General features: G+C 62.1%; 19 protein-coding genes. 13 read left to right on the forward strand and 6 right to left on the reverse strand.

Features of this window, described 5'->3' with window-relative positions; all coding sequences use genetic code 11:
- Positions 1 to 5: 5 nt before the first annotated feature.
- The 6 genes from V6765_RS19045 to ppa all read left to right on the forward strand — a co-directional run bounded on the left by V6765_RS19045 (position 6) and on the right by ppa (position 5300).
- Positions 6 to 818, forward strand: a complete 813-nt coding sequence (locus V6765_RS19045) for a 3'(2'),5'-bisphosphate nucleotidase CysQ (protein WP_448431698.1) — start codon at positions 6 to 8, stop codon at positions 816 to 818.
- A 73-nt stretch (positions 819 to 891) separates the two neighbouring features.
- Positions 892 to 1125: a DUF4170 domain-containing protein gene (locus V6765_RS19050; RefSeq protein WP_018065149.1), complete on the forward strand. Its 234-nt coding sequence runs from the start codon at positions 892 to 894 to the stop codon at positions 1123 to 1125.
- A gap of 312 nt (positions 1126 to 1437) precedes the next feature.
- The gene (gene waaA, locus V6765_RS19055; protein WP_448431700.1) at positions 1438 to 2829 is read left to right on the forward strand and encodes a lipid IV(A) 3-deoxy-D-manno-octulosonic acid transferase; all 1392 of its coding nucleotides are present in this window, start codon (positions 1438 to 1440) and stop codon (positions 2827 to 2829) included.
- A gap of 175 nt (positions 2830 to 3004) precedes the next feature.
- A complete protein-coding gene (gene lpxK, locus V6765_RS19060; RefSeq protein ID WP_448431702.1) occupies positions 3005 to 4045 on the forward strand; it encodes a tetraacyldisaccharide 4'-kinase in 1041 nt (346 codons plus the stop codon).
- Positions 4046 to 4144: 99 nt separating this feature from the next.
- A complete protein-coding gene (locus V6765_RS19065; protein ID WP_448431704.1) occupies positions 4145 to 4651 on the forward strand; it encodes an N-acetyltransferase family protein in 507 nt (168 codons plus the stop codon).
- Positions 4652 to 4763: 112 nt separating this feature from the next.
- Positions 4764 to 5300 (forward strand): inorganic diphosphatase, encoded by a 537-nt coding sequence (ppa, locus tag V6765_RS19070; RefSeq protein WP_448431706.1) that lies wholly within the window; start codon positions 4764 to 4766, stop codon positions 5298 to 5300.
- 213 nt (positions 5301 to 5513) lie between these two features.
- On the opposite strand, the gene V6765_RS19075 is transcribed toward ppa, so the two are convergent.
- The 5 genes from V6765_RS19075 to V6765_RS19095 all read right to left on the reverse strand — a co-directional run bounded on the left by V6765_RS19075 (position 5514) and on the right by V6765_RS19095 (position 11334).
- Complete coding sequence (locus V6765_RS19075; RefSeq protein WP_448431708.1) at positions 5514 to 6959, reverse strand: homospermidine synthase; 1446 nt, start codon at positions 6957 to 6959, stop codon at positions 5514 to 5516.
- 193 nt (positions 6960 to 7152) lie between these two features.
- Positions 7153 to 8055 (reverse strand): heme-dependent oxidative N-demethylase family protein, encoded by a 903-nt coding sequence (locus tag V6765_RS19080; RefSeq protein WP_448431710.1) that lies wholly within the window; start codon positions 8053 to 8055, stop codon positions 7153 to 7155.
- The gene (locus tag V6765_RS19085; RefSeq protein WP_448431712.1) at positions 8045 to 8335 is read right to left on the reverse strand and encodes a YciI family protein; all 291 of its coding nucleotides are present in this window, start codon (positions 8333 to 8335) and stop codon (positions 8045 to 8047) included. The genes V6765_RS19080 and V6765_RS19085 overlap by 11 nt, the downstream gene beginning before the upstream one ends.
- 7 nt (positions 8336 to 8342) lie before the next feature.
- Positions 8343 to 9491 (reverse strand): aminodeoxychorismate synthase component I, encoded by a 1149-nt coding sequence (locus tag V6765_RS19090; RefSeq protein ID WP_448431714.1) that lies wholly within the window; start codon positions 9489 to 9491, stop codon positions 8343 to 8345.
- Position 9492: 1 nt separating this feature from the next.
- A complete protein-coding gene (locus V6765_RS19095) occupies positions 9493 to 11334 on the reverse strand; it encodes a M3 family oligoendopeptidase (protein ID WP_448431716.1) in 1842 nt (613 codons plus the stop codon).
- Positions 11335 to 11761: 427 nt separating this feature from the next.
- Between V6765_RS19095 and V6765_RS19100 the strand changes: the two genes are divergently transcribed.
- A complete protein-coding gene (locus V6765_RS19100) occupies positions 11762 to 13363 on the forward strand; it encodes a DUF882 domain-containing protein (RefSeq protein WP_448432018.1) in 1602 nt (533 codons plus the stop codon).
- A gap of 61 nt (positions 13364 to 13424) precedes the next feature.
- The gene (locus tag V6765_RS19105) at positions 13425 to 13679 is read left to right on the forward strand and encodes an ArsR/SmtB family transcription factor (RefSeq protein WP_018065161.1); all 255 of its coding nucleotides are present in this window, start codon (positions 13425 to 13427) and stop codon (positions 13677 to 13679) included.
- 19 nt (positions 13680 to 13698) lie between these two features.
- Here V6765_RS19105 and V6765_RS19110 read toward each other — a convergent pair whose 3' ends face one another.
- Complete coding sequence (locus tag V6765_RS19110; RefSeq protein WP_448431718.1) at positions 13699 to 14721, reverse strand: LacI family DNA-binding transcriptional regulator; 1023 nt, start codon at positions 14719 to 14721, stop codon at positions 13699 to 13701.
- A 431-nt stretch (positions 14722 to 15152) separates the two neighbouring features.
- Between V6765_RS19110 and V6765_RS19115 the strand changes: the two genes are divergently transcribed.
- From V6765_RS19115 to V6765_RS19135, 5 genes are all read left to right on the forward strand, one after another.
- On the forward strand, positions 15153 to 16511 hold the full coding sequence (locus V6765_RS19115) for an ABC transporter substrate-binding protein (RefSeq protein WP_448431720.1): 1359 nt from the start codon (positions 15153 to 15155) through the stop codon (positions 16509 to 16511).
- Between the two features lie 255 nt (positions 16512 to 16766).
- Positions 16767 to 17777 carry a carbohydrate ABC transporter permease gene (locus tag V6765_RS19120; protein WP_448431722.1) on the forward strand — a complete coding sequence of 337 codons (1011 nt, stop codon included), beginning with the start codon at positions 16767 to 16769 and terminating at the stop codon, positions 17775 to 17777.
- Positions 17778 to 18920 (forward strand): carbohydrate ABC transporter permease, encoded by a 1143-nt coding sequence (locus tag V6765_RS19125; protein WP_448431724.1) that lies wholly within the window; start codon positions 17778 to 17780, stop codon positions 18918 to 18920.
- A 47-nt stretch (positions 18921 to 18967) separates the two neighbouring features.
- Positions 18968 to 20623, forward strand: coding sequence for a beta-galactosidase BglA (gene bglA, locus V6765_RS19130; RefSeq protein ID WP_448431726.1), 1656 nt, complete (start codon positions 18968 to 18970; stop codon positions 20621 to 20623).
- Between the two features lie 14 nt (positions 20624 to 20637).
- Positions 20638 to 21735: an ABC transporter ATP-binding protein gene (locus tag V6765_RS19135; protein WP_448431728.1), complete on the forward strand. Its 1098-nt coding sequence runs from the start codon at positions 20638 to 20640 to the stop codon at positions 21733 to 21735.
- Positions 21736 to 21788: the final 53 nt, after the last annotated feature.

Raw genomic sequence — 21788 nt, forward strand, 5'->3', positions numbered from 1 at the left:
CCGCCGTGGCCGAACTGTCGGATGCCGATATCCAGGCCGATCTTGCGCTGATCACCGATGCGGCGCGCGAGGCGGGTGCGGTCGCGCTTTCCCATTTCGGCCAGAACCCGGAAGTCTGGTGGAAGAACTCAGGCCAGTCGCCGGTCAGCGCCGCGGATTTCGCCGCCAATGAGTGCCTGGAGGACCTGCTGCTGAGGGCGCGGCCGGATTACGGCTGGCTTTCGGAGGAAAGCGGCGATGATTTCGCCCGGCTGGAAGCCGATGCCACCTTCGTGGTCGACCCGATCGATGGCACGCGCGGTTTTCTCAAGGGCAAGAAGAACTGGATGGTCAGCGTGGCGGTGGTCCGGGGTGGGCGCCCGGTGGTCGGCGTTCTCGTCGCGCCGGCGCTTGACGAGGTGTTTACCGCCGCCCTCGGCGGTCCGGCGCTGAAAAACGGCCTGCCGATTGCGGCCTCAACGCAGCAGGGCGAGAGCGGAAATCTGGAGCTTTGCCTGCCGGCAATGATGCTCGACGGCTTCAGCCCGCCCTTTCGCGCGCGGGTCAACAAGGCCGCGCATATTCCTTCGCTCGCCTACAGGCTGGCATTGGTTGCCGATGGCCGTCTTGATGCCACACTTGTAAGGCCTAACTCCCATGACTGGGACCTGGCCGCCGCCGATATCATCCTTACCGCAGCCGGCGCGTCGCTGGTGGATGACGCGGGGCGGCCGTTGACCTATAATCGCCGCACGCTGCGCCACGGGACGCTGTTTGCGGGCAATCCGGCACTGGTCGGCACGCTGATGCGCGAATTCGCGCCGCCGCCCGTCATGTGACCCGTCACTTGACAAAAACGGCCAAACCCGAGACACGCTATGGCGGGAGGCTATGAGCAAAGAGAGATATGAAATGGCTGATACGGTTGAAAACAAGCAACTCCTGCATCTGGTCTTCGGCGGCGAGCTCGAAAGCCTGAAGGGCGTCAAGTTCACCGATCTGGACGCGCTCGATATCGTCGGTATCTACCCCAATTACGCCAGCGCCCATGCAGCCTGGAAGTCCAAGGCGCAGCAGACCGTCGACAACGCCCATATGCGCTACTTCATCGTCCATCTCCACCGGCTTCTCGACCCGGAATCGTGAGTATTGTGTTTTCATGGCTCCGGACGCAGTATAGGCGACTGCTTTAGCCTCCGAAGCGTTTTCGCCAGACGGCGCTCCTGCAATGCTCTGTGGCTTGAAAATAAGCAATTGCTTTAAAATAATGCAGATGAAGTCTTTATAAGAAGAAAAAAAGAACTTCGTTCCGGGTCAGCCTGAAGACGTTTGATAGAATATTTAGGATGTGGTTCTTCCTGTTCCTAAATGTTATTTTCTGAAGTAGGATGATTCGCGCAATGGTGGTGGGTGCGGCCGCTGATCCGATGCACGAGAACGGGGTAAACGGACAAGGGAATGGTATCAGGCATTTCTATTTGGTTGGCCCGCAACACGTACCGACTTGGCGGGATTCTCGGCTATCCGCTGTTACGGCCGATCCTCTATCATCGCGTCCGCCGCGGCAAGGAGGACAAGGCGCGTCTGGGGGAGCGCCTTGGCCGCTCCGACCGGCAGAGACCGGAAGGCCCGCTCGTCTGGATACACGCAGCAAGCGTGGGCGAAACGCTCGCCGTCACCTCGGTCGTCCAGAATATCCATGAATTCGGCATCTCGGTTCTGCTGACAACCGGCACGGTGACATCCGCGCGCCTGGCGGCGGAGCGTTTCGGGGACACGGTCATTCATCAATATGTGCCGCTGGATGCCCTGCCAGCGGTAACACGCTTTCTCGATCACTGGCGTCCGGACCTCGCCATCAATGTTGAAACCGAAGTCTGGCCGGTCACGATCGCGGAACTCGCCAAGCGCAAGATCGCGCAGGTTGTGGTCAATGGCCGGATTTCGGATCGTTCGTTCGAGCGCTGGATGCAGCGCCGTGAACTTGCCCGCACCATGTTCTCGCGGTTTTCGCTGGTCATGGCGCAGACCGATCTTGATGCCGAACGCTTCGCCGATCTCGGGGCGCTGCATGTCTCGGTCACCGGCAATCTCAAGGTAGACCGCAGCGCGCCGCCCGCTGATGATGAGGCCCTGCAGGCGCTGAAGAGCGCAATCGGCGCGCGCCCAGTGTGGGCGGCGATCTCGACCTTCGATGGCGAGGAAAAGAATGCCGCCGACGTGCATGTCGCGCTGAAGGAAACCCATCCCGGTCTTCTGACCGTCATCGTTCCCCGCCATCCCGATCGCGGCGATGCGCTTGCCGCCCAGTTTTCGGCCGACGGACTTTCGGTCAAGCGTCGCTCGCTCGGCGAAAGCCCCGACGCGGAGACCGATATCTATCTCGGCGACACGATCGGGGATATGGGGCTTTATCTCCGCCTCACGGATATCGCCTTCGTCGGCCGCTCGATGACGGCGCGCGGCGGGCAGAACCCGCTGGAGCCCGCCATGCTGGGAACCGCGATCCTGACGGGCCAGCATGTCGACAATTTCCGCGACACCTATCGTCAGTTGCGCCAGCGTGGCGCGGTGCGCACCGTCGACAGTACAGAAGCGCTGCTGCAGTCCGTCGACCTTCTCTTGCGGGACGAGGCCGCGCGCGAGCATATGATCGCCGCCGGTTATGCCGGGGTGCGCGACATGCGCGGCGCGCTGATCCGCACCATGAAGGGGCTGGAACGCTATCTTGCGCCGCTCATTCTCGAGGCCCGTTTTTCCGCGCGTCCCAAGGCCGTGCCCGAGAAGAAACGCCTGCCGATCGTTCCGGAGCAATTGCCTGAGCAGAATTTGCGCAAGGCGCTGCAGTAACGGTTTTTCGTGGCCGCACCGGCGCGGACGCGGCCTTGCGGCGTGCGGCTCGCTCTTCGTGAAGCGGAGCGGCACTTCACGGGCGTGTCTGTCTGGTCTATCTGTTGGTTGAACCGTAATGCGATTGCTTGACAGAGCGCATTGCTCCGGGGTCTGACAGAGAGTTGTGCCCGATATGAAGAAAACGACACGGGCCTTCTGGTGGAAGCGCGGCCATCCTTTGAGCCTGCTTCTTCTTCCCGTCTCCTGGATTTACGCCGCTGTCGCCGGCCGCCGGATGAGGCAGGCGGCAGGCGCTCGCGCGGGCGTGCCGGTTCTGTGCGTCGGCAATTTCACTGTCGGCGGAACCGGCAAGACCCCGGTGGCCGAGGCTCTGGCGCGCGCGGCGCGCGAAGCTGGCAAACGGCCCGGCTTTCTGCTGCGCGGCTATGGCGGCAAGGTTGAAGGTGCGGTTCTGGTCGATCCGGAGCGCCACAGCTTTCGCGATGTCGGCGACGAGGCGCTGATGCTGTCGCGGCTGGCGCCGGTGGCAGTCTCGCCCGCGCGGGTGGATGCTGCAGCGCTTCTGGAACAGGCGGGCGTCGATTTCATCATCATGGATGACGGGCTGCAGAGCGGGCGGCTGAAGCCGGATTTCGCCGTGGCCGTGGTCGATGCCAAGCGCGGCTTCGGCAATGGGCGCTGCCTGCCCGCCGGCCCGCTGCGCGCGCCGCTTGCGGCGCAGTTTCCGAAGGTGGATGCCGTGCTGCTGAATGGCGCCGGCGGCGCGGAGGAAGAGGTGCGCCAGTTTGCCCGCAGCGCCCGTCGCCCGGTCGAGGTTCTGCATCAGCAGCCGACGTCGGACAGCGGAGAATTTGCCGGCGAGGAAGTGCTCGCCTATGCCGGTATTGGCGATCCGGAGAAGTTCTTCGCAACGCTGGAAGCGCTTGGCGCGCGGGTGCGCCGGGCCGTCGCCCTTGCCGATCACCAGCCGATCTCCGAGGCGCTGGCGCGTTCGTTGCTCGCCGATGCCGGGGCCCTGCTGCCGGTCACGACTGCAAAGGACATGGCCCGGCTTCAGGGCGGCGGCGGGCCGGCGATATCGGCGTTGCGCGAGAAGAGCCGCGTGGTGGAGATCACCGCCGTTTTCGAAAACAAGGCCATGCCTGCCGGCATGGTCGTCGCCACGCTCGATGCCTTCCGCCGCCGCGTTGAAGCGGAGCGACAAAAGCGGTGAGCCGCTCTGTCGGCAACCGGTAAATTATTTTTGATGGGCAATTGGCTCAGTTTGTCATATCCTTGGGTCTTAACCGCAATGACATGCCGGTTGGAGACGATGAGGATACTATCCAGCGACGTGCGGCCAGCAGAGGCGGCCGACGCCGAGAAAATCGCAAGGGTTCACTGGCTGGCATGGCAGCAGGTCTATGCCGGCATCCTTCCTCACCACGCGCTTCAGGACATGATCGCAAGCCGCAATATCGCCTGGTGGAAGAACGCGATCGCCAGCGAGGAGACGCTGCTGGTGCTGGAGGTCCAGGGCCAGCCCGTCGGCTATGCCAGCGTCGGCCTCAATCGCGTCAAGGCGCTGCCGCAGGAAGGCGAAATCTACGAGATCTATCTTCTGCCGGAGTATCAGGGCCTCGGCTTCGGCCGGACGCTTTTCGCCGAGGCGCGCCGGCTGCTCGCCTCGCTCGGCTGCAAGGGCACGATCTGCTGGTGTTTCGATGCGCTCGATCACGCCGGCATCTTCTTCACCGCGCTCGGCGGCAAGCCCTTCGCCTTTGCGGAGGAGGAGCATGGCGGCAAGGTGCTCGGCAAGGTTTCCTATATCTGGGACTGAGTGGCTTTTTGCGCGTTTACCCCGATTGCTGCAACTCTTTTCACGCGGTTGCTTTGTCGGGGCATTTTGGCTATCCAAGGCGGCGAATTCTTCCCCTTTTCTGGAGACCTAGATGCGTATTGAAGCGATTGCGATCGGCAAGAACCCGCCCGATGATATCAATGTTATTGTCGAAGTCCCGCTCGGCGGCCAGCCGATCAAGTACGAGATGGACAAGGACGCCGGCGTTCTCGTCGTTGACCGCTTTCTTTATACGCCGATGATGTATCCCGGCAATTACGGCTTTGTGCCGCACACGCTCTCTGACGACGGCGATCCGATCGACGTGCTGATCTGCAATCACCGTCCGCTGATGCCGGGCTGCGTCATCAATGTCCGCCCGATCGGCGTGATGATGATGGAAGACAATTCCGGCAAGGACGAGAAGATCATCGCCGTTCCCTCGCGCGAGCTCAGCGCCCGGTTCGACAAGGTTGAGAACTTCACCGATATTCCGGAAATCCAGCTCAAGCAGATCGAGCACTTCTTCGAGCACTACAAGGATCTGGAGCCCGGCAAATGGGTCAAGATTTTCGGCTGGCACGACGCCGCCGAGGCCAAGAAGCTGATCGTCGAGGCGATCGAGCGCGCGAAGTCCAAGAAGGACTGAGGTATAGTCTTGGTATGCTGCCGGCTCCTGCTGAGCCGGTAGCCTCCAATCTCCCCCCTTGAGGGGGATGTCGCGAAAGCGACAGAGAGGGGTATAGGGCATAAGCCGCATACTCCGAGTTTGAGGAGAGGGTTCACCCCTCTCTGCCCCTGTCGGGGCATCTCCCCCTCAAGGGGGGAGATTGTGAGTTGCGGTGCTTTCGCCGGCCTTTCCTCAGAACTGAACCAGAATATTCTTGAACTGCCACGGGTCCTTCTCGTCCTTCTTTTCCGGGAAGAAGGTCTGGCGGGCGGTGAGAGGGGTCCAGTCGGTGTAATGGCCTTCGACCGGGCCGAGATAGGGCATCTGGATCTCGAGGCAGCGGCGGTAGTCCATCTCGTCGGCCTCGACGATGCCGGCCTCCGGGTTTTCCAGCGCCCAGACCATGCCTGCGAGCACCGCGGAGGTTACCTGCAACGCTGTCGCATTCTGGTAGGGCACCAGATTGCGGGTCTCCTCCATCGAAAGCCTGGAGCCGTACCAGTAGGCATTCTTGTCGTGACCGTAGAGCAGGACGCCGAGTTCGTCGATCCCGGTCAGGATATCGGCTTCCTCGAGCACGAGCATGTCCTTCTGCGGCGTGCCGCCATTGCCGAACATTTCGTCGAGGGAAAGCACGGCGACATCGGCCGGATGGTAGGCGTAGTGGCAGGTCGGACGATAGGTGACCTTGTCGCGATCGTTGCGGACGGTAAAGAAGTCGGCGATCGAGATCGACTCGTTATGGGTGACGAGGAAGCCGTATTGCGGGCCGGGCGTCGGGCACCAGCTTCTGACCCTGGTATTGGCGCCGGGCTGTTCGAGATAGATCGCGGCCTTGCAGCCCTTCCTGTGCTTCTTGGCGTTTTTCGGCATCCATTTCTCATGGGTGCCCCAGCCGAGTTCTGCCGGCTGCATGCCCTCGGCCACGAAGCCTTCCACCGACCAGGTGTTCCAGAACGCATTCTGCGGGCGCAGGAATTTCGAACGCTGGGTATCGCGTTCGGCAATGTGGATGCCCTTGACGCCGGTCTCCTTCATCAGCGCCGCCCAGCCCTCGCGGTCGTCGGCGGCGGGTTCGGCGAAGCTCACGCCGGTTTCGCGGGCAACATCGACAAGCGCCTGCTTGACGAACCAGGACACCATGCCCGGATTGGCGCCGCAGCAGGAAACGGCGGTGGTGCCGCCGGGGTTCTTGCGCTTCTCCTTGCGCACGGTCTCGCGCAGCGCGTAGTTGGTGCGTTCGGCATTGCCCTGGCTTTCGTCGAAATAGAAGCCAAGCCAGGGCTCGATCACGGTGTCGATATAGAGCACGCCCAGCGAGCGGCAGAGCTTCATCAGGTCGAGCGAGGAGGTGTCGACCGACAGGTTGACGCAGAAGCCCTGGCCTTCGCCCTCGGTCAGGAGCGGTTCCAGCAGTTCCTCGTAATTGTCCTTGGTTACCGCCGCGTGGATGAAGCGGACGCCGTGATTGGCGGCGAGGTTTGCGTGGCCGTCATTCGGATCGATGATGACCATGCGCGACTTGTCGAAACGGAAATGCCTTTCGATCAGCGGCAATGCGCCGCGGCCGATGGACCCGAAGCCGATCATGACGATGGGGCCGGTAATTTCGGCGTGGATCGGGAATTCCTGCTGCATTTCCATGTCCTTCTTGTTTGCCTGGCGGGTGACCGGCGGTCATTTCTCGACTTCGCGCAGGCCGGCTTTCCGGACGCGCTATAAAGTGGAATTGTGACGCGGCGTTAATGTTCCCTCGCGCAAAGCGAGATCATACCAACGCGCTCAAGTAAAGCGGATTTATGGCCACAGTGCCAGCCGTCAATGCCGTTCGTCAGCGCAAAAGGGCTTCGAGCCAGGCGATCAGCGCATCTATGTCGGCATCCATCATGCCCTTGTAGCCGCGCTCTTCGGCGCTCAGCCCCTGAAGCTGGCCGATCATGGCGGTTGCTATCGCCTTGCGTTCCGGGTGGCGGATGATCGCTTCTGCCGGATCCATGTAGATGCGGATGGTGAACAGGATGGCGCCCGTTTCCGGCAGACGCGTCAGCGTCTGGCGCTCGACCCGCATGAAATTGGCGGCGATCGGGCGCACAGGGCGGAACGGGTCTTCGGGCAAATGTTTTGAAACCGGCATGGCCAGCGCATCGGCGCCCTTGAACGACCAGTTGAATCGTTCGGCGGGCAGGCCGGGCTTGAGATTGTCGAAGATGCGGGCAACCAGCGCGGCGTTGCGGGTGCCCGCCGAGAAACCAGGCACATCGGCATGGACCTCCTCCATCGGCCGGCCGGCCTTCTCGGTCAGCGACCAGGAGGAGGGAAAGGCGATGAAGCCCGCCGCAAGATGCCAGCGATCCTCGCGCTTGATCAGGATCGCGAGATCATCCTCGATCAGCATGCCGGCCGTCAAAAGCGGCGGAGTGGCGGGATCGTCGAGGGCAACGGCGCGGTCCAGAAAGTGCAGCTTGCCGCCGTCTCGCCGGTAGAGGCCGTCGTGGCGCGTCTCAAGGTGGCCGGCGATCAGCGCCAGCGCCTCGCGCCCGGCCGCAAGGCTGTCATCCTCGGCGCGGAAGATTTCCTCGCGACGGGTCGCCAGCAGGCGATCCTTTTCGGCGAGATAGCGCGCGAGATCGGCGCCGGGCTCCAGCCATTTGTCGGGATCGAGCGCGGAGAGACCGATCGAGAACGGCTTGTAGTCGCGGCCATAGGGCATCAGCCTCAGGTGCTCAGTCGCCATCCTTCAGGCCTTCAAGGGAGGGAAGGGTGCGTGTGAAATTGACCTCGGTGAGTTCGAAACTGGCGACGCCTTCGGCGACGAACGGGTCCTGCCGGCAGATTTCCTCGACCGCGGCCATCGTGCCGCGCGCCATGATCACGCCGCCGGTGCGCGGCACCTTGCGGCCGGATGCAACGAAGTCGCCGGATTCATAATAGCTGTTCAGCCAGGCGATATGGCCTTCGAAGTGCTTTTCCACCTCTTCGAGCGGCTGGATATAGGTGAGGGAAATCAGGATCATGGCAAACTCACTCGGCGGCAGCGCAAAAGGGCGCGGGGGCGGCGAAACGGGCTTTCAGAAGAGCTTCCTCGTATTCGCCGGCCGCCGTTGAATCGAGCACCACGCCGCCGCCGACATTGAAGGTCGCCCGGCCGTCATCGTAGAGGCTCACGGTGCGGATTGCCACATTGAACTGCATCGCCCCGTCCGGTGAAATATGGCCGATCGCCCCGCAATAGGCGCCGCGCTGGGCGGCTTCCAGTCGGTGCAGGATCTTCATGGCGGAGATCTTCGGCGCGCCGGTGATCGAGCCGCAGGGAAACAGCGCGCGGAAGATGTCCTCGATCGTGGCTTGCGGGCTAAGTCTTGCGCGCACCTTGCTCACCATCTGGTGCAGCGTCGAATAGGTTTCGATCGCGAAGAGTTCCGGCACGTGGACGGAACCCGGCTCGGCGATCCGCGAGATGTCGTTTCTGAGCAGGTCGACGATCATGCAGTTTTCGGCGAGCATCTTGTCGTCCTCGCCCATCGCCGCGATGATCGCCGCATCTTCCGCAACGGTTTGGCCGCGCGGGGCCGTGCCCTTCATCGGATGGGTCTCGATCATGCCGCCGGCGTCGGTGCGGAAGAACAGTTCCGGCGAGCGCGACAGGATGCGCGGGCCGGTGAGATCGACGAAGGCTGCATAGCGCACCGGCTGCTGCCGGGCGAGGCCGTGAAAGGCCGTCAGCGGATCGCCGCTCCAGCGCGCATGAACCGGAAAGGTCAGATTACCCTGATAGCAATCGCCGGCCATCAGATGCGCATGCAGACGGTCGAAACGGGGGCGATAATCGTCAAAATCCCAGGCGGGGCGGATGTCACTGAGAAAACCGGTTTCGGGCTGCAGTGCTGGCGGCGCTGCCTGCTCCGGCGTGTCGAAGACGCCGAAGCAGAGATACGGCAGGTCCGGCTTTTGGGGCGCGAGGCCCGCAAGCGCGGGGTCGAGCAGAAAACCTGCTTCGTAGGACATATAGCCCGCGAGAAACCGGCCGGAGGCCCTGACGGTCTCCATCCGCTCCAGCGCAGGAATAAATTCCTCGGCGGTTTCGGCGACGATGATATCTTCGGGTGCGCGAAAGCTGAGCATCCGGCCCGAAAGATCGTCGGTAAAAACGACCTGCTTGCCGCGCGTCATCTCATTCCAGCGCTTCGAGTTCGTCGATAAGCCCTTCGATCATCGAAAGCCCCTTGCCCCAGAAGGCGGGGTCGGAGGCGTCAAGCCCGAACGGTTTGAGCAGCTCGGAATGATGCTTGGTGCCGCCGGCGGTCAGCATGTCGAAATACTTGTCCTGGAAACCGCTTTCGGCGTTCTGGTAGACTGCGTAGAGCGAGTTCACCAGGCAATCGCCGAAGGCATAGGCATAGACGTAGAACGGCGAATGGATGAAGTGGGGCACATAGCTCCAATAGGTTTCGTAACCATCGGCAAGCTTGATCGCAGGGCCCAGGCTCTCGCCCTGTACCGACATCCACATTTCGGAAATCTGGTCCTCCGTCAGTTCGCCCTCGCGGCGCGCGGTGTGGACCTTGCGCTCGAACTGGTAGAAGGCGATCTGGCGCACGACCGTGTTGATCATGTCCTCCACCTTCTGCGCCAGCATGGCCTTGCGGGTCGCCTTGTCTTCGGTCTTTGCCAGCAGCGCGCGGAAGGTCAGCATTTCGCCGAAGACGGAGGCGGTTTCGGCGAGCGTCAGCGGCGTCGAGCACATCAGCGCGCCCTGTTTGGCGGCGAGCACCTGGTGGACGCCATGGCCCAGCTCATGGGCAAGCGTCATGACGTCGCGCGGCTTGCCGAGATAGTTGACCAGCACATAGGGGTGGGCCGAGGGCACGGTCGGATGGGCGAAAGCGCCGGTGCGCTTGCCGGGGCGGATCGGGGCGTCGATCCAGCGCTCGTCGAAGAAGCGTTGTGCGATGCCGCCCATTTCCGGCGAGAACGCGCCATAGGCGGAAAGCACGGTCTCGCGCGCCTCCTCCCACGGGATCACCCGTTCGGCGGTATCGGGCAGCGGCGCGTTGCGGTCCCAGTAGTTCATCTGGTCCATGCCTAGCCATTTCGCCTTCATCGCGTAATAGCGGTGGGACAGGCGCGGATAAGCGTCGCGCACGGCTTCGGTCAGTGCATCCACCACCTCGCGCTCGACGCGGTTGGAAAGGTGGCGACTGTCGGCGATATCCTCGAAGGCGTGCCAGCGGCTGTTGATCTCGGTATCCTTGGCGACCGTGTTCATGATCAGCGAGAAGGTCGGCAGATTGTCCTTGAAGGTGGCGGCAAGCGCCTCGGCCGCCTTGCGGCGCACCGGTTCCTTGTTGTCGGAAAGCAGGTTGAGCGCCTTTTCGATCGGCATCTCCTCGCCATCGACGGTAAAGCGCATCCGGTCCATGGTCTGGTCGAACAGGCGGTTGAAGGCCTGGCTGCCGGTGGTCGACTTTTCCATGAAGAGCTGTTCCAGCCGGTCATCAAGCTGGTGCGGCTTTTCCTTTCTGAGGTCCAGCACCCAGGGCCGGTAGCGGGCAAAACTCGGATCGTTTGCAAGCGCCTTTTCGATCGCCTCCTCGGAAAGCCGGTTCAGTTCCAGCTCAAAGAACAGGAGGTCGGCGTAGATTTCGGTAATCCGGGTGGAGGTGTCGCCGTAAAGCTTGCGCAGCGCAGGATCGGCGGCATTGGCATAGTAGGAAAGGCCGGCGAACGAGCCAAGCCGGCCGAGCGTGTCGCCGATCGCCTCATAGGTTTCGGTTGCTGCCCCCAGCCCGTCATCGCCGGATTTTTCGGCGGCTTCGGCCAGATGGCCCTTCCAGCGTTCGGAGAAAGCGCGCGCCTTTCTGGCGGCGTCATCGAAATCGCCGGTGAATTCGGGCGAGGTCGCGCCGGGATAGAGATGGGACAGATCCCATTCCGGCAGGACGCCGAGTTCCGGGCTTTCCGCCCTGCCGGCGGCGGCATCGGCGGGAAGGGAGGGGAAACGGGGATTGAACATGGGGCTGCCTTTCGTGATCTGTGTGCCGCCTCAACATATGGTTCGCGCCCGCCGCCCGCAACGGCGGAATTTCCCACTCTGCCGCCGCAGTCCGCAATGGGTCAAATGAGGTGGCCGAAAGCCGCCTCAGGCGCCAAACAATTTGATCTGCAACAATGGGTTAACCCTTATGTAAGCTTAATCTGATACCACGATGGTTGGAAATTAACGGAATGTTGCCTATAAAAGGCGACCTGAAATTGTGTCGGAAAATCGCCTCGTTTGCGCCGCATTGCGCCTTCAGAAAAGAGGTTCTAATCTCTTGTGTCGGCATATGCCTTGCGCTCGGGGGAGCCTTCGGGACGTTCAGAGAATCCAGGGAGAGTCCGGTTTGACTATCCGTCCATATCGCGCGTTCTTGCGTCGGACATTTGCTGTACTGGCCGTACTGGCGGCGACGCTGTGCTTTTTCGGCGGCGTCGAGGCGCGTGCGGAAACCCGGACACTCAAGATCTATTACATCCATACCGGCGAGAAGGCCGAGATCACCTTCAAGCGCAATGGCCGCTACGACAAGAAAGGGCTCGAACAGCTCAACTGGTTCCTGCGCGACTGGCGTCGCAAGGAGCCGACCACGATGAACCCGAAGCTGTTCGATCTGGTCTGGGAGGTCTATCAGCAGGTTGGCGCGACCGACTATATCAATGTCGTTTCGGCCTATCGCTCGCCCGAGACCAACGCCATGCTTCGCAAGACCTCCTCCGGCGTCGCCAAGAAATCGCAGCACATGCTTGGCAACGCGATGGACTTCTTCATTCCGGGCGTGCCGCTCGCCAAGCTGCGCGCAACCGCGATGAAGATGCAGCGCGGCGGGGTTGGCTACTATCCGAAATCCGGCTCGCCCTTCGTGCATCTTGATGTGGCGAGCGTGCGCGCCTGGCCGCGCATGAGCCGCAGCCAGCTCGTATCGCTGTTCCCGGAAGGTCACACCCTGCATCTGCCCGCAGACGGCAAGCCGTTGCCGGGCTATAATGAGGCGCTGGCAGAGTATAAGGCCAAGGGCGCGGTCGGATCGTCGCAACCCGTCCAGGTCGCAAGCGCGGATGATGGCGACGAGGATGAACGTCCGAACCTGCTCTCCATGCTGTTCGGCAAGCGGGACAAGGGCGATGCCGAACCGCCGACGCCGAGCAGGCCCTCGCGCCAGCAGGCCCAGCCGCAGCGTCAGGCCGAACCCGCCCAGCGTCCCGTCGATATCCTGACGGCGGCTGTCACATTCGACAATCTCGATATTCCACTGCCGCTCAGCAGGCCGAGCGCCGGCGAGGCCGGTCTTGGAACGCCGCTCGCCACCGCGCTGGTCGACCCGACGCCGACAGCAACCGAAATGGCCACCGATCCGGCTCTGGCTCTGGCTGCTGCCAATGTGCCGTTGCCGCAGACGCGTCCGTCCACGCTCGGGCCGGAAGAGGGCGTGTCCGTTGCCGATATTCTTGTGTCGGAGGCCGCCGATCCGGTCACGGCCGCGCCCGCAACGGAGGTTGCCGCTCTGCAGTCGGATGATGCCGGTTTCGACGGCGATCGCTTCGGCCTGTTCGATGGCGAGGTGCCGGTGCCCAGCCCCCGTCTCGCCTATGCCGAAACCGGCGGCGCGGCGATGGGCGTCAACGCGGCTCCAACGCCTCGGCCCACGCTCGCCTCGGCCGCGCCGGCAACCGAAGCTCCGATCGACGATGCCCGGACCGAGCTCGCCCGCAAGCTTGCAGCGATGGGCGAGACGACCGAACTCGCCTATAATGAAGATGCCGATTTCCGCACGCTGTTCAAGCCGACGGCCGCGCGCATCAATGCGGCCGCTCCCGCTGCCCCGCAAAAGGGCGGGCGTCCGGGCGATGCTGTGCCGCTGGCATCATCGAATGATAATATAACGCCGAAACTTGGTAATAATAATCAGGTTTCGACTGAGCCGACCCAAGTTTTAGTTGGCTCTAAAAATAAGGCGCAAGATAGCCAGACCGTCGTTCAGTATTTTGACTCCGCAAGGTTCTGATTCCATTGTTTCAAGAAATGGACTACTTGCCGGCCTACTGACTTTGACGTAATGTGCCGCGATGAGCAGATTCGATCCATTCGTCGCAATTGCGGACCCCAACCGGCGCCATCTCTTGATGGCGCTTCGTCGTGAACCCAAGACAGTGACCGAGCTGTCGGAGGGGCTTCCCATCAGCAGGCCCGCGGTTTCGCAGCATCTGAAGGCGCTGCTCGACAGTGATCTGGTGCGGGTCACGCCCGTGGGCACGAAGCGGTTCTATGCCATCAACCCCGAAGGGTTCGCCAGCCTCAACGCCTGGATACGTCAGTTCTGAACGATTCGTGCCGCGGAAATCAGTCGGGCGCCCGTCCGGTCGAGGACCGCACCACCAGCTCCGGCCGCCACAATTCGCCGAAATCATCCGTCTCCGTGCCGTTGATCCGGTTGATCAGCCGCTCGGCGACCCGCTTTCCGGCGGTGCGCAGCGATGAGCGCGTGGTCGTAAGCGGCACGCTGAAGAGTTCGGGACGCAAAAGCGGCAGGACGTCGTCATAGGATATCAGCGAGATGTCTTCGCCGAGCGTCATGCCGGCCGCCTCGATCGCGCGTACGATGCCGAGCGCCTGGATCATGCTGGAGCAGACGATGGCGCTCGGCGTCTCTGCAAGCGCCAGAAACTGTTCGGCCGCCCGCTGCCCGTCGGCCTCCGTCATCTGCGTCGAAACATGAAAGCGGGGTTCCAGCGCAAGCCCGGCCTCGCGGCAGGCCTTCGCGACGCCGTCCCGTCGCCTTATGGCAAAGCCGAAATTCTCGTCGCCATTGATCAGCGCGATGCGGCGGTGGCCAAGCTGCAGCAGCAGCCGGGTGGCATCGTAAAACGCAGCCTCGTTGTCGACATCGAGCGAGGGATAGGCATGCGGCGCGTCGAAAAACCGGCCATGGACGATGAACGGCAGGCCGAAGGATTCCATCAGGTCGATGCGCTGATCGTTCTCGCGAATATAGGCGAGGCATAGCCCGTCGACATAGCCGCTGGTGGCAAGGCTTCGAAGCGCGGTGACCTCATCGGCCGGGTCGGAGGGCATGACGACGAGGTGAAAGTCTTCCCTCTGCGCCTGCTCGCCCAACCCGTTCAGGAATTCGCCGAAATGCAGGTCGGAAATCACCTGGTCGCCGATCGGCATCAGCAGGCCGATCGAGCCGGCCTTGCCGGTCGCCAGCCGCTGGGCGGTCCGGTTCGGGCGGTAGCCGGTTTCGCGCGCGGCCTTGAGCACGCGCTCGCGCGTCACGGCGTTGACCTCCGGATAGCCGTTCAGGGCGCGGCTGACCGTGGTCGGGGAAAGGCCGAGCCGGGCCGATAATTGCTTCAGGTTCACATCCATCCTCCCTCGTGCCCGGAGCCCTTTCGCCATCCGCCCTGCCGACTTTGCGTTCACGCAGACGGGCGCAGGGTTTGAGGACTTTTAAATCCTGTCTTCGCGGCGGGCTGGGCCGACGTGCCGGGCTTCATTGCAAATGCTTGATGCGGTTGCAACTTCCGGCTTCGTGTTTCCCCTTCGCTCTCCTCAAAGCGTTTTGGGTAAACTTGAAATTTATCAAAGCGATTGATGGGATTGTTTTCAAGCCATCGTCAAGAAAATTATTCAAATTGTGACAAATCGTCCAAATTTTGGCCTGTTTTTGACGCGGGGGGTTGACTCCTGACCCTTGCGCGAGAAATGTTTAAAGATGTCAAAGCGCTTTGAATAAAGTGCCGAATGACAACCAAGGCCCGCGACAGGGCCCTATGTGATGGGAGGTAAATCACATGAACAGAGCTCTTCTGACCGGCGTTGCCACGCTGGCGCTTTTCGCCGGCGCGGCCAGCGCCGCCGATCTTAAATTCCCGGTGGGCGAGGATTCCCGCTTCAACTGGGACAGCTACAACCAGTTCGCCGAAGCCCATGGCGACATTTCGGGCCAGACGCTGACCGTCTTCGGTCCCTGGCTCGGCCCGGACAAGGATCTCGTCGAAAGCGTGATCGCCTATTTCGAAGAGGCGACCGGCGCCAATGTCGAATATTCCGGCTCCGACTCCTTCGAGCAGCAGATCGTGATCGACACCCAGGCCGGCAGCCCGCCGAATATCGCGGTGTTCCCGCAGCCGGGCCTCGCCGCCGATCTGGCCGCCAAGGGCCTGCTGACCAAGCTTCCGGCCGAAGTCGGCGAATTCCTCTCCGAAAACTACGCCGCCGGCGACTCCTGGGTCGACCTGTCCAGCTATGCGGGCAAGGATGGCGAGAAGGCGCTTTATGCGTTTCCCTACAAGGCCGACGTGAAGTCGCTGGTCTGGTACGTGCCGGACAATTTCGACGATGCCGGCTATGAAGTGCCGGAAACCATGGAAGAGCTGAAGGCGCTGACCGAACAGATCGTCGCCGATGGCGGCACGCCCTGGTGCATCGGTCTCGGTTCGGGCGGCGCAACCGGCTGGCCGGCAACCGACTGGGTCGAGGACATGGTTCTGCGCACGCAGCCGCCGGAAGTCTACGACCAGTGGGTCACCAACGAAATTCCGTTCAATGATCCGCGCATCGTCAACGCGATCGAAGAGTTCGGCTGGTTCGCCAAGAACGACAAGTTCGTCGATGGCGGCGCTGCCGCCGTGGCGTCCACCGACTTCCGCGACAGCCCCAAGGGCCTCTTCTCGTCGCCGCCGAAGTGCTACATGCACAAGATGGCGTCGTTCATTCCGTCCTTCTTCCCGGAAGGCACCGAGCTCGGCCTTGATGCCGACTTCTTCTACTTCCCGGCCTATGAAGGCGAAGATCTCGGCAAGCCGGTTCTCGGCGCCGGCACGCTGTTCGGCATCACCAAGGACAGCCCCGCCGCCCAGGCCTTCATCGAATTCCTGGAAACCCCGATCGCGCATGAAGTGTGGATGGCCCAGTCCGGCTTCCTGACCCCGTTCACCGGCGTCAACCCGGAAGCCTATGCCAATGACGCGCTGCGCGGCCAGGGCGAGATCCTGACCAACGCCACGACCTTCCGCTTCGACGGTTCCGACCTGATGCCGGGCAAGATCGGCGCGGGCGCGTTCTGGACCGGCATGGTTGATTTCGTCGGCGGCCAGTCTGCCGAAGAAGCGGCAACCAACATCCAGAACACCTGGGAATCGATCAAGTAACGATCGAAATCCATAAGGATCTGCAATGATTGACCGGGCCGCTCGCGGCCCGGTCGCCCTGTCTGAGGCATGCCTGGTTGCCAGATCGCGGCCGGTGCGGCAGACTTCCAAACGCGCGCTCCGCAGAGGGGGTTTTGGTCTCTGGTTCGGAATGCGCGGCAAAACAAAGGGGCCCGGCCATGAGCCGCGGCGGCCCGAAATAAGCTGAACGGCGCGGCGACCTGCCGACTGGCGCCGTTACGGGGAGTGAAAGGCGTGGAACAAATCATCAAAGCCTTGCTGGCCGTCGTCATAGGCGTGGCCGCCGCCGTGATCTATTTCTACGGCACCAACAAGCTGCTCGACCTCATCTTTCCTTCCCAGACGAAGGATCCGGCAAAGGGCGTGCGCAATCTGCGCATCTCCGGCATGATCCGGCCCTGGCTGTTCCTGCTGCCGGCGCTGCTGTCGCTCGGGGTTTACCTGGTCTATCCGGTGGTGGCCTCGGTCTGGTACTCGCTGCACGGCCCTTCGGGCAACACCTATGTCGGGGCGGCGAATTATGTCTGGATGTTCAACGATTCCGAATTCCGCGAATCGATGTTCAACAACATGCTCTGGCTGATCTTCGTGCCGGCGCTTTCGACTTTTTTCGGGCTCATCATCGCCTGGCTGACCGATCGGATCTGGTGGGGTTCCTTCGCCAAGATGATGATCTTCATGCCGATGGCGATCTCGTTCGTCGGCGCCTCGGTCATCTGGAAATTCGTCTATGACTATCGCGGCGACGGGGCGGACCAGATTGGCATCCTGAACGCGATCATCGTGGCCATGGGCGGCGAGCCGCATGTGTGGATCGCGATGCCGTTCTGGAACAATTTCTTCCTGATGGTCATCCTGCTCTGGATCCAGACGGGTTTCGCCATGGTGCTCTTGTCCGCAGCGCTGCGCGGCATTCCGGAGGAAACCATCGAGGCGGCGGTGATCGACGGCGCCAACGGGTTGCAGATTTTCTTCAAGATCATGGTGCCGCAGATCTACAGCACCATTGCCGTGGTGTGGACCACGATCACGATCATCGTATTGAAAATCTTCGACATCGTTCTCGCGATGACCAACGGGCAGTGGAATACCCAGGTGCTCGCCAATCTCATGTTCGACTGGATGTTCAGAGGCGGGGGCGATTTCGGCCGCGGGGCCACGATCGCCATCGTCATCATGGTTCTGGTTATCCCGATCATGGTCTGGAATATCCGCAATTCGCGCAAAGAGATGGAGGGCCGGTAAATGCACTCGCACAAGAAATCGCCGCTAGTCTGGTTCTCCCACATCACCGTGCTGCTGCTGGTGGTCCTGTGGACCATTCCGACCTTCGGCCTGCTGGTGACGTCGCTGCGCGACAAGGACCAGATCGTGGCCTCCGGCTGGTGGACGTCGCTGTCGACCTCCACCCAGAACCTGATCTACCGCGCGCCGGGCGCGGAGGGGCAGACCGAAGAGGACGGCCTTTATGTGATCACCGGCAATGCGCTGGACGGCGCGGGCGGCAAGGTCTCCCGCTTCGGTACATCCTCGCTCCGGCCGCAGGAGTTCGAGGTCGGCCAGACCGTCGAGATGGGCGATGGCCAGGAGCTCACGGTGGAGGCCGACGGTGAATACCGCATGACCTCGCAAGAGCCGTTCGGACGGCGCGGCGATCGCATCTTCGTCACCGCCAAAATTCCGCCGCGCTTCACGCTTGAGAACTATCGCAACGTGCTGACCTCGGAAGGCATTGGTCAATCCTTCCTCAACTCGCTGACGGTCGCGATCCCGTCGACCATCATTCCGGTGCTGGTGGCGGCCTATGCGGCCTATGCGCTGTCGTGGATGAAATTCCCGTTCCGCAACCTGCTGCTCGCCGTCATCGTCGGCCTGCTGGTGGTGCCGCTGCAGATGTCGCTGATCCCGCTTCTGAAGATGTATAACTGGATCGGTGACATATTCGGCGTGCCATCCAAGACCTATGTCGGGATATGGCTGGCGCATATGGGCTTCGGCCTGCCGCTCGCGATCTATCTGTTGCGCAATTATATCGCCGGCCTGCCGCGTGAAATCATGGAATCCGCCCGCGTCGATGGTGCCAACGACTTCATGATCTTCCGCAAGATCATCCTGCCGCTGTCCTACCCGGCGCTGGCCTCCTTCGCGATCTTCCAGTTCCTGTGGACCTGGAATGACCTGCTGGTGGCGACCGTGTTCCTCGGCAATAGCGAGCAGACCATCGTGCTGACGGCAAGACTGCGCGAACTGCTCGGCTCGCGCGGCGGCAACTGGGAAATCCTGACGGCCTCCGCCTTCATCTCCATCATCGTGCCGCTGATCGTGTTCTTCGCGCTGCAGCGTTATCTGGTGCGCGGCCTGCTGGCGGGCTCGGTCAAGGGCGGCTGACGCCGCCTCGAGCCCTGCCTGCGACACTGACAAGAAAAGACAAGAAAATGAACGATACCAACAACAAGGCCATCGACAAGAACTGGTGGCGCGGCGCCGTTATCTACCAGGTCTATCCCCGCTCGTTTCAGGACAGCAACGGCGATGGCGTCGGCGATATCCGCGGCATTGCCGAGCGGCTGGATTATATCGCAGGCCTCGGCGCCGACGCGGTCTGGATCTCGCCGTTCTTCACCTCGCCGATGAAGGATTTCGGCTACGACGTGTCGAACTACAAGGACATCGATCCGATGTTCGGCACGCTCGCCGATTTCGACGCGATGATCGAAAAGGCCCATGAACTGGGCCTCAAGATCATGATCGACCTGGTGCTGTCGCACACCTCCGACCAGCATCCCTGGTTCATGGAAAGTCGCGCGAGCCGCGATAATCCTCGGGCGGACTGGTATGTCTGGGCGGATGCCAAGCCGGACGGCTCGCCGCCCAATAACTGGCTGTCGATCTTCGGCGGCTCGGCATGGCAGTGGGATTCACGCCGCCTGCAATATTACATGCACAATTTCCTGGTCTCGCAGCCGGACCTGAACTTCCACCATATGGAGGTTCAGGACGCGCTGCTCGATGTCGCCCGGTTCTGGCTTGATCGCGGCGTTGACGGCTTCCGCCTCGACACGATCAACTTCTACTTCCATGACCAGCAGCTGCGCGACAATCCGGCACTTGCGCCCGAGCTTCGTAACGACCAGACGGCGCCGGCGGTCAATCCCTACAATTATCAGGAACATCTCTACGACAAGAGCCGTCCGGAGAATCTGGAATTCCTGAAGCGGTTGCGCGCGGTGATGGAGGAGTATCCGGCCGTTGCCGCCGTTGGCGAGGTCGGCGACAGCCAGCGCGGTCTCGCGATCGTCGGCGAATACACCTCCGGCGGCGACAAGATGCAGATGTGCTACGCCTTCGAGTTCCTGGCCCCGCAGCCGGTGACGCCGAAGCATGTTGTCAACTCGATCAATGCCTTCGATGCCGCGGCGCCCGAGGGCTGGGCCTGCTGGGCGTTTTCCAATCACGACGTGGTCCGCCATGTCAGCCGCTGGGGCGCGGGCATCGAGGACAAACAGGCCTATGCCAAAATGCTGGCCTCGCTGCTGATGACGCTGAAGGGCTCGATCTGCCTTTACGAGGGCGAGGAACTGGCCCTGACAGAGGCCGATATCGCCTTCGAGGATCTGCAGGACCCCTACGGCATCGAGTTCTGGCCGGAATTCAAGGGCCGTGACGGTTGCCGCACGCCGATGGTCTGGCAGGCGGGCGCCGTCAATGCCGGCTTCTCCACGGCGGAGAAAACCTGGCTGCCGGTCTCGCCCGATCATGTGATGAAGGCGGTCGACGTTCAGCAGGGCGAGGACGGGTCGGTGCTTGAGCACTATCGCCGCTTCCTCGCGCTGCGCAAAAGCCAGCCGGCGCTTGCCAGAGGCGGGATCGCGTTTCACGAGGCCGATGACGAAGCAGTGCTGATCTTCACGCGCGATCTGGACGGCGAAAGCCTTCTTTGCGCGTTCAACATCTCGGCTGCACCCGTGACGGTGCGCCTGCCGGATGGCGCATGGAGTGCGCTTGAAGCAACGGGCTTCTCGTGCGAGGCCGAGGGCGATACTATAAAACTTCCTGCCTGGGGCGCATATTTCGCCCGTAAGGGCGCATAGGGAAAGGGGCGGTAATGACTGGTGTAACACTCAAGGATGTGAAGAAGTCCTACGGCAATGTCGAGGTTCTTCACAAGATCGACCTGGACATCCAGCCGGGTGAGTTCGTGGTCTTTGTCGGTCCGTCCGGCTGCGGCAAGTCAACCCTGCTCCGGATGATCGCCGGGCTGGAGGAAATCTCCGGCGGCACGATCGCGATCGAAGACCAGGTGGTCAACGACATTCCGCCCTCCAAGCGCGGCATCGCTATGGTGTTCCAGACCTATGCGCTCTATCCGCACATGTCGGTCTACGACAATATGGCCTTCGGCATGCGGATTGCCAAGGAGAGCAAGGAAGAGATCGACCGGCGCGTGCGGGCTGCCGCCGACATGCTGCAGATCACGCCCTATCTCGACCGCCTGCCGAAGGCGCTTTCGGGTGGCCAGCGTCAGCGCGTGGCGATCGGCCGCGCCATCTGCCGCGATCCGAAGGTCTTCCTGTTCGACGAGCCGCTTTCGAATCTCGATGCCGCGCTGCGCGTCGCGACCCGCATCGAGATCGCCAAGCTCAACGAGAAGATGCCCGACACAACGATGATCTACGTGACCCACGACCAGGTCGAGGCGATGACGCTCGCCGACCGGATCGTGGTGCTCTCGGGCGGCTATATCGAACAGGTTGGCGCGCCTCTGGAGCTTTACGAGCGGCCCTCGAACCTGTTCGTGGCCCAGTTCATCGGCTCGCCCGCCATGAACATCATGCCGGTGAAGATCGCCCGGACGGGCGAGACCACCGAAGTCGAGCTCAAGGACGGCAAGCGCTTCGACGTGCCGATCAAGACGGAGGAGAGCGAGCGCGGCAAGAAGGCAAGCTTCGGCGTGCGGCCCGAGGATGTACGCGAGGCGGCCGAGGGCGAGGACTTCCTGTTCGAAGGCAAGCTCTCGATCATCGAGGCGCTGGGCGAGGTGACGCTGATCTATATCGAAGGCGATCTCATCGACGAGGATCCGATCATCGTCAAGCTTCCCGGCATCCACAAGGGCAAGCCCGGCGATGTGATGCGCTTCGTCGCCGATCCGGAAAGGCTGCATCTCTTCGACGAAAGCGGTCACAGTTACCTTTACCGCTGAACGCATTCGCTGCGCCGATATAAAAAAAAGCCCGCCAGGCATGTGTGCCGGCG

This window comes from Martelella sp. FOR1707, from assembly GCF_053484265.1.